The organism is Streptomyces sp. NPDC026672, from assembly GCF_040638185.1.
In the GTDB taxonomy this organism is placed as follows: domain Bacteria; phylum Actinomycetota; class Actinomycetes; order Streptomycetales; family Streptomycetaceae; genus Streptomyces.
In genome coordinates this window covers 51,106-59,226 of sequence record NZ_JBEZXS010000048.1, presented here as the reverse complement: position 1 = coordinate 59,226, position 8,121 = coordinate 51,106, and the positions used below count along the sequence as shown (strand labels likewise).

General features: G+C 70.1%; 7 protein-coding genes and 1 pseudogene. 5 read left to right on the top strand and 3 right to left on the bottom strand.

Annotation, left to right across the window (positions count from 1 at the left end):
• Nucleotides 1-418: pseudogene (locus AB0F77_RS36440) on the bottom strand (hypothetical protein); the annotation flags it as partial.
• A complete protein-coding gene (locus AB0F77_RS36435; RefSeq protein ID WP_361956857.1) occupies nt 415-1,107 on the bottom strand; it encodes a helix-turn-helix transcriptional regulator in 693 nt (230 codons plus the stop codon). The gene AB0F77_RS36435 and the pseudogene AB0F77_RS36440, both read right to left, overlap by 4 nt.
• Nucleotides 1,108-1,201: 94 nt before the next feature.
• Between AB0F77_RS36435 and AB0F77_RS36430 the strand changes: the two genes are divergently transcribed.
• From AB0F77_RS36430 to AB0F77_RS36410, 5 genes are all read left to right on the top strand, one after another.
• On the top strand, nt 1,202-1,432 hold the full coding sequence (locus AB0F77_RS36430) for a hypothetical protein (RefSeq protein ID WP_039650326.1): 231 nt from the start codon (nt 1,202-1,204) through the stop codon (nt 1,430-1,432).
• A 233-nt stretch (nt 1,433-1,665) separates the two neighbouring features.
• Nucleotides 1,666-2,937 carry a DUF3631 domain-containing protein gene (locus tag AB0F77_RS36425; protein WP_361956854.1) on the top strand — a complete coding sequence of 424 codons (1,272 nt, stop codon included), beginning with the start codon at nt 1,666-1,668 and terminating at the stop codon, nt 2,935-2,937.
• A gap of 519 nt (nt 2,938-3,456) precedes the next feature.
• Entirely contained in the window at nt 3,457-4,299 is an 843-nt protein-coding gene (locus tag AB0F77_RS36420) for a DUF2637 domain-containing protein (protein WP_361956851.1), read from the top strand.
• Between the two features lie 172 nt (nt 4,300-4,471).
• The gene (locus AB0F77_RS36415; RefSeq protein WP_361956848.1) at nt 4,472-5,206 is read left to right on the top strand and encodes a MobC family plasmid mobilization relaxosome protein; all 735 of its coding nucleotides are present in this window, start codon (nt 4,472-4,474) and stop codon (nt 5,204-5,206) included.
• Complete coding sequence (locus tag AB0F77_RS36410; protein WP_361956845.1) at nt 5,203-6,918, top strand: relaxase/mobilization nuclease domain-containing protein; 1,716 nt, start codon at nt 5,203-5,205, stop codon at nt 6,916-6,918. Before AB0F77_RS36415 ends, AB0F77_RS36410 begins: the two co-directional genes overlap by 4 nt.
• A gap of 6 nt (nt 6,919-6,924) precedes the next feature.
• Here AB0F77_RS36410 and AB0F77_RS36405 read toward each other — a convergent pair whose 3' ends face one another.
• Nucleotides 6,925-8,058, bottom strand: coding sequence for a hypothetical protein (locus tag AB0F77_RS36405; protein WP_361956842.1), 1,134 nt, complete (start codon nt 8,056-8,058; stop codon nt 6,925-6,927).
• Between the last annotated feature and the right edge of the window lie 63 nt (nt 8,059-8,121).

The following is an 8,121-nucleotide window of genomic DNA, read 5'->3' as shown; positions in this document are numbered from 1 at the left end:
GAACGTCATCTGGGCCCTGATCCGTGACCGACGGTGCTACCAAGTCACACCTCCGGTGACTACAGCCGCTTGACAGGAGCATTAGGAAGCGTCGGGTCTCCTCAATGGCCGGGAGTGGAGCCTTCTCGACCGCGACCTCCTCCAGCATGTCGACGAGGCGCTGAAGGCTGTCGGGGTCGTCCTTCTCCGCCAGGGCGAGCAGGGAGCGGACGTGGTCGAGGTCGGCCTGCGCGTCCTTGAGGGACTCGTAGCCAGCGCGGCTGAAGGAACGGCGGGTGCCGTCTTCGCGGGGTGGGAGTTCCTGGCGTATGGAGTACGAGCCGTGCTTGCGGCTTGAGAGCTTGGGGCACTTCTTGCCGAGCGGCTTGCCGGTGTGGGGGTCGCGGCAGTAGCAGCGGCGGTGGGTGGAACCCTTCAAAGATCGTTCTCCTCGGTGGTGTCCGGGTCGGTTTCGGGTGGGTCGACGTCGGCGAGTTCTGGCGGCAGGGTTGGTGGCGTGCCGCCGTCTTCGCGGATGAAGGCGCGGGCGCTGCGGAGCCGGTACTTGGCTTCCAACGCCCTTTCTGCGTAGTCGGCTTGGGCGAGTACGGCTTCCTCGCGTTCAGCCTGGTTGGGTGCTGTCTCGGCTTTCCAGCGCTCGTGCTTCTCGCCCTTCAGGGCGGCCAGGGCGGCGCGCTGGTGGCGGACGTGGGCGCGGAAGGAGCGGAGCACGTCGTCTTCCATGCCGAGCTCCTCCCTGTCGCCGGTGAACCAACGCATGGCATCCCAGGTCGGCTCGGAGTACTGCAGAGGAAGGCGCTGGACTCGGTCGACGTAGCCGACGGGGTAGAGCAGGCAGATGGGGTAGGTCCGCAGGGCTTCGGCGAGGACGATGACGTCGACCATGGGCAGGTTGGCGCGGCGGCCGGACTCCATGTTGGCGATCACGTTGCGGGGGATCGGATGGCCGATCTCCTCGCAGCGGTCGGCCAGGTCCTGGGCGCTCATGCGCAGCTCCTTCCTCCGTCTGCGGACCTCGGCGGCCACCGTGGCCATCACCTGGTCCACCCACTCCGGGACGTCGTCCTCGCCCCTGTCCCTACCAGCATCCGAACCACGTTGTGTCATGCAGACACATTAGCTTCCCTACCGTTGATTCCATGGCCTGGAGACGAGCGCGATCGCCGTGTTCGCCGAGGGCTCAGTCATGGATGGAGCGCGTATGCGCGAGAACGAACTCGCCGGCCGAGTGAAGGGCATGAGTCGAGAGGAGCTGCTGGAGCTTCCCGCTGCCGTTGACCTGGAGACAGGTAACCGGGCGTTGGGGCTGGGGCGGAGCAAGGGGTATGAGCTGGCGAAGCGCGGTCAGTACCCGTGCAGGGTGCTGCGGCTGGGTAACGCCTACCGGGTGGTGACCGCAGATCTGTTGGCCCTGCTGGGCCTGGCTGCATGAAAGCGGCGAGCCGTAGCAGATGGTTCTGCGCTGAGCTGACACAGAAACGCTGGACTGTTGCCGGGTGTGGACGTACGGTCCGTGTTCCCTCGCGATGGCCTGGTGCCCGCGAGAAAGGGGTGGGCCCCCGGCGGTGCAACGCCGGAGGCCCGAGCAACCCCGAACGGCCCTGGAAGAACCAACCCGGCGGCAAGGGCGTGCGAGCCCGCCACCGCCAGACGAGGAGCTGCCGAGTGCAACCCGAGAACCCCGAGTCCTATTCCGCCCCCGCTCACGCTGTTTGGCCCGCGGCGGCCATCCCCGGCCGACCCGGCGCCCACCTGCGCGCCACGCAGACTGACCGCGCCGACGAGGCGGAGACGCCGAGCGGCCTGGAGGCGATACCCGACGCGGAACCGACCTGTGGCTCCAAACTGCTGGATGAACTGCGGGCGCAGATCGCTGAGTTCGTGATCCCACCCTCGCCAGAGGCCCTGGACGCGATCACCCTGTGGGTGGTGGCGACGCACCTACAGCCCGCGTGGCAGCACGCCCCGCGCCTGGCGGTGGTGGGTCCGGCGAAGCGGTGCGGCAAGTCGCGGCTGCTGGACGTGCTGACCGAGACGGTCCACGAACCGATGCTCACCATCAACACCACACCGGCGGCGATCTTCCGGTCGATCACCGAGGAGGAGCCGCCGACGCTGCTGGTGGACGAGGCCGACACCATCTTCGGCCCGAAGGTGGCGGAGAAGAACGAGGAGACGCGTGGCCTGCTCAACGCCGGTCACCAGCGGGGCCGGTATGTGACCCGGGTCGTCGGCAACGATCACACCCCGCACAAGTTCGCCACCTTCGCGATGGCGGCCATCGCGGGGATCGGCGATCTGCCGGACACGGTCATGGACCGGTCGGTGGTGATCCGGATGCGGCGCAGGGCCGAGGGCGAGAAGGTCAAGCCCTTCCGGTCGCGGCGCGACATCCCGGCCCTGCATGATCTGCGCGACCGCATCCACGCGTGGGCCCGGCCACTGCTGGAGGAGGCCGCGGACCTGGAGCCGGAGATGCCGGTCGAGGACCGTGCCGCCGACACGTGGGAGCCCCTGGTCATCGTCGCCGACCTGGCGGGCGGGCACTGGCCCAGGCTGGCGCGCCTCGCGTGTGCGCGGATGGTCGCCGCCGAAGTGGCGGCCGAGGAGGACCACCCGAGCGGGGCGCGGATCCTCGCCGACATCCGCCGGGTCTTCGTTGCCCAGCGCGAGGCGGACAGCCTGTCCACCGAGGAACTCCTCCACCACCTGCGCCAGGACGCGGAGGCTCCGTGGGCGGAGTGGGGGCGGGGCGGGCTGACCGCCCGTGAACTGGGCAGGTTGCTGCGCGAGTTCGGGATCAAGCCTGGCAACGTTCGGATGGCCGACCGGACACAGCGTAAGGGCTACATGCGCAACAAGTTCCTGGACGCCTGGCGCCGGTACTGCCCCACCGTCCACCCCGTCGACGCCGACCCCGCTCGCGGCGAGGGCTGAGCCCCGCCCTCTGGTTGCCGTACCTGCCGTCCCTGCCGTGATCTCGCAGGTCACACGGCCTACAGGCAAGACGGCAACCGGGGCCAAGACGGGAACGCGATCATCAGTCGCACCCCTCCCGCCAAGACGCCGCCCGTATCCGTCTTGTGCCGTCCGCCGCCGTCCTGCCGTATCGCCGCAGGTCGCAGCCCTGCCAGCTGGGACGGAAGACGCGACGCCACCGTCCCGGCCCGGGGGCACGGCCAGACCGGCACCAGGTCCGGCTGGACGTCCCGCGTGTGTTCCGACTCGGAACACGACGTCGGCACCGCCTGCCGGGACGGAGGGCCGAGGCGGTTGCCGTACCCGCTGTGACCTGCGCCTGCAACGGCCAAGACGGCAAAGACGCACCACACCACTACCCCAGGAGTACCCCGCTTGAAGATCCCTCGCATGTCCCGTCGCCGACACCGCCCGCCGCGCGGAGACCGGCCCGGTCAGGAGCAGCCGGCGAAGACGAAGCTCACCGCGGAGCAGTACGTGCTCCGCGCGGCCGGCGTCGTCATCGTGGCCCTGACCGCTGGTGCGTTCTGGCTCTCCTACGCCCACTTGGCAGAGGTCGCCGCCCAGCACGGACTCCGCGACTCGCCGACCCGCCGATGGGCGTGGCCCGCGACGCTGGACGCGTTCATCGTCGCGGGCGAGCTGCTCATGCTTCGTGCGGGCCTGCGCCAGGTCACCGACCTGTGGGCCATCGGCGTGACGGCCATCGGATCGGTCGGCTCCATCGGGCTCAACGTGGCCGGGGTGACCGGTACGCGCGAAGTCGGCAGTGTCCCGTTGCTTGACTACGTGGTCGCCGCGGTTCCCCCGGCCGCCGCGATGGTGGCCTTCGGCGTGCTGATGCGGCAGATCCACGAGCACGTCGTGCAGCCCGACGCCGACCATCCGGCCCCCGATTCAGCGCAGGCGCCGGAACCACCGGCCACCACATCCGTCCAGCCCACCGAGCCGTTGACCACCACGGTCGGTCAGTCCGGCGAGGCTCCCCCGGTCACGCGCGTCGGGCCTGCCGATCTGCTGGTTGAACCCGGCCCGGCCGCTGAGCCCTCGGCCGCCGTATCCGTCCCGTCGCCGGAATCGTCCGCCTCCGCTGCCGCAGGCAAGTCGCGCGGTGGCCGTCCGCCCGGCGCCCCGCTTGAGGTACTCGTGGAGATCGGCCGGGCTGCTGCCGCTGAGCAGGGCAAGCTCACCCGGGCCGTCGTCCGAACGGCGGTTGAGGACAAAGGGCTGACGGTCGGCAGTGAGCGGCTGACCGAGGTGATGGACATCCTCCGGGCCGAACTAGAACCCTCCGCCGAGACCCATCGGCCCAGCGGCTGAACGGAACCGCTGCCGGGTGACCGGAACCCTTCCGGTCACCCGGCCCGCCGGTCACCACCCTCACGTAACGCGCGATCGTCCACACCTGTGGATGAGGTGGTAACCGTCCGAACTCCATCCGATCTTCGCGGTGATCCGCATGCCCTCCCCACCCCTCTCCGGAGAACCGTCCATGAAGCACGACCCGTTCCACCCCGACAACGCTTCCGACGAGCCGATGCCGCTGACGAAGTCCCCTACGCTGATGGACCGTTGGCGCCGCGCGTTCGGGCGGGCTGCCCCGGGCGGAGCCAGTAGTACCCCGAGTCCGACTCAAGGCCGGATCTCGGGTACCTCCGCCCCGGGGGTGGCGGAGGAGGCCCAGCGCCAGGGGGCGCCGAGCCAGGAGGTCGGGGCCGAGGGCGGCCCTGACCCGGACACGCTCCACGCCGTCCAGCACGCCATCCTCCGCCCCGTACGCGAAGACAGCGCTGCCGCCGGCGAGCCCACCGTGAAGAGCGCGCAGCCCACGATCCGCCGCTACACGGGTGACAAGCGCACGGAACGCGTTGGCCCCCTGCAGTTCCGCACCGACGAGCGTGCACGCCTCCGGGAGACCACCGCCGAGCACGGCTACAAGGGAGAGGCCGGGTTCTGCGCCGACGTCGTCGTCGCCTTCCTCGACGGCCGCTTCACCGCGAACCTGCCCCTGTCCGAGGACCGCCGCCGCACCCACATGTTCCGCGCCCAGGTGCTGCGCCAGCTCAACCGGATCGGCGTCAACGTCAACCAGATCGCCCGAGCGCTCAACAGCGACCTCACCCCACCCGACATACGCCAGAGGCTCGACGAACTTGACCACCTGCTGACCTTGATTGCCGAGGCTCTGCGCGAGCCCGCCGACCCGACAGAGGACCTGGCCGCGTGATCGCCGCCATCAAAGCCACGGGGACCAAGACCCGCGGTCTGCTCGCCTACCTCTATGGACCTGGTCGGCACGACGAGCACCTCGATCCGCACATCGTGGCCGCCTTCGCGATGCTCGCCATGCCCGATCCTGGCCGCAGCGAGAACGCCACCCTGACCGAACTCGGCCACTACCTCGACGAGCCCGTAAGGCTGCGCAACAGTGAGTTCGGCCAGCAGGTCACCGACCACGTCTGGCACTGCGCCGTCCGCGCCGCACCCGAGGACCGCTACCTGTCCGACGCCGAGTGGGGCGAGATCGCCCAGCGCATCGTGATCGCGGCCGGCATCGCGCCCGAAGGTGACGACCTGGCCTGCCGCTGGATCGCCGTACGCCACGCCGACGACCACATCCACATCCTCGCCACCACCGTTCGCGAGGACGGACGCCGCCCCAAACTCCACGACAGCGGCCTGCGCGTCGGCGACGCCTGCCGCAAGATCGAAAAGGAATACGGGCTCAGGCAGTTGAAGAAGGGCGACCGCACCGCCACCCGCCGGCCCACCCAGGCCGAGATGCACAAGGCCCAGCGGCTGGGTTGGGACCAGACCAGCCCCGAGTGGCTCGAAGACCGCATCCGTGCTGCCATCCCGCACGTGGCCGACGCCGAGGAATTCATCGCCTACCTCGAAGCCGACGGCATCCCCGTCAAGGTCAGGCGCGGCCCGTCGGGTGATCTCCTCGGCTACGCCGTCGGTCGTCCCGGCGACCTCAACAGCCAAGGCGAGCAGATCCTCCATCCCGGCAAGAAGATCGCCCCAGACCTCACCCTGCCCAAAATCAAGGCCCGCCTGGAAAGCGCCGTGCCGGAGGAACACCCCGCTGCCCGCCGCAACCGCCCCACCACCCCCTGGCACCAAGCCACCGAGGCCCTCGACACCCTCCACACCGACCTCGCCGACGACACCCACGCCCAGGCCCACATCACCGCCCTCGGTGAACTCCTTGAAGCCACCGCCCAGAAGGCACCCGCCCACCTGCGCGCCGAACTCCAGGCCGCATCCAAGGCGTTCGCACGAGCCCAGCGCTCCCAGATCCGGGCCGAGGACCGCACCGCCTACGCCTTGCGCAGTGCGGCCCGCGACATCGTTCACACCGCGACAGGCCCCGACGGCAGCGTTGTGGCCGCCCTGATGGCGGCTCTTGTGTGGGCCGTGATCGTCGCCGCCCGCTGGCACGCGGCCAAGGGCCACGCCCAGCAGACTGAAGCCGCGCGCCAGGCCGTCCAGCATCTGAAGAGCGTTGCCGACCATGCCATCGCCCCGGTGCTCGTCGAACTCGAAGCCCGCCCTCCCAGGGAGCAGGCCCGCCTCACCCTGGCTGGCGACGTGCGCGCCGCCGTGCCGGACCAGGCCGAGCGGATACTCACCGATCCCGCCTGGCCAGCGCTCGCCACCGTCCTCGCCGACGCCGAAGCCCGTGGGCACCAACCCCACCAACTCCTGAAGGAAGCCACCGCCCAGCGCGAACTGGACGCTGCCCGTCAGCCCGCCCGCGTCCTGATCACCCGCATCCAGCACACCGGCCGCAACCCCGTACCCAACCGCCGTGCCGAAGCCGCCCGCAGCCGCACCACCATGACGGCTTCGATCCGCGTTCGGCAGATCCATGACAGTCAGCTTCCATCGGCGACCCCGACACCTGCAGAACAGCAGCACGGGCAGCGCCGATAGACACCGTCAGAACCGCAGGAGTTGCGTTCCTCCGGGCCCGGAGGAACGTGCGAGGCTTCCTCTGATCACGCGGTCGCTGGCGCGCAGAGCCGCCGCCAGTTCTCCTCGCAGCTCGTCCGGGAGGCTCCCTGAGCCGAGGGCGCAGGCGCGCACCAGCGCGCGACAGTCCTGCACTTGCCGGTCCGTGGCGATCTCGGTGAACAGAGGATGAGCCAAGTTCTCGCGAGCCGCGTAGCCGTCTTCGGCGTCGGTCGTCCTGCGGTGGAGGTCCTCGACGATGCGGTGCGCGGCGAGCGTCTCGGCGGAACCGATTGCGTCGAGGACCGTATGCCCGAGCCGGGTGTCGAAGACGGTCATCCCCGGTTCGGTCTTCCGCCTGGAGTAAGCCGCCACCAGGTCCGCTAGGTGGCCGTCGCTCGGCTGCCCGGCGTCGCGGCGGCATAGGACGGTCAGGCATGTCGTGACGGCTTGTTCCCATGGGCCGCCGGGCATCGTGTCGGCGAGGAGGGCAGCGGCCCGCGGGGTGTCACCCGCAACGAGCGCGGCGAGTACGGCGACCTGCCGCCCGTCGAGCATCCGTTTTCCGATGCCATGGTGGGCCTCGATGTGCGCCAGCGCCTCTGCCCATCTCCCCTCGGTGGTGAGGGTGCGCGTGCCGTCGGCGAGGAGGACGCGCCACAGCCACGCGCGAACCTCCTGACGGTCTTCGGCGGTCGCAGTGAGGTCCGCAGGTACCTTGACGTCCTCGAACCGGGCGGCTGTGCCCGCCTCGACGGCCTTGTACAGGTTGAGGAGTCGCTGCCGACCCTCATCGGCGTGGCCGGCGCGGATCTGGAGGCGGGCGAGGTTGACGACCGGTTCCAGTCCTCGGATCGCGCTCATGCCGGGCAGGGGGCAGGCGTGGAGGTAGGCGGCGGCGTGCTGGTGGCACATCTCGCGGGCGAGGTCGGGGAGGCCGAGGTCGGAGGCGATGAGCGCGGCCTGGTTGTGGACGGCCGATGCGAGCCCCTGATCGGTCTCTTTGACTGCGGTGTCGGCCAGGTCGACGAGTGCGCGTACGCGTTCAGGCAGGGGCAGGCAGGCGGGGCGGAATCGGGCGATGAGCGGGAAACGCTGGGCTATGGGGCCGTGTGGGTCCATGGATTCCCCGGGTCGAGAGTGAGGACTGCTGAGGCGACGGTGCCCGCCGGTCGTGTGCCGACG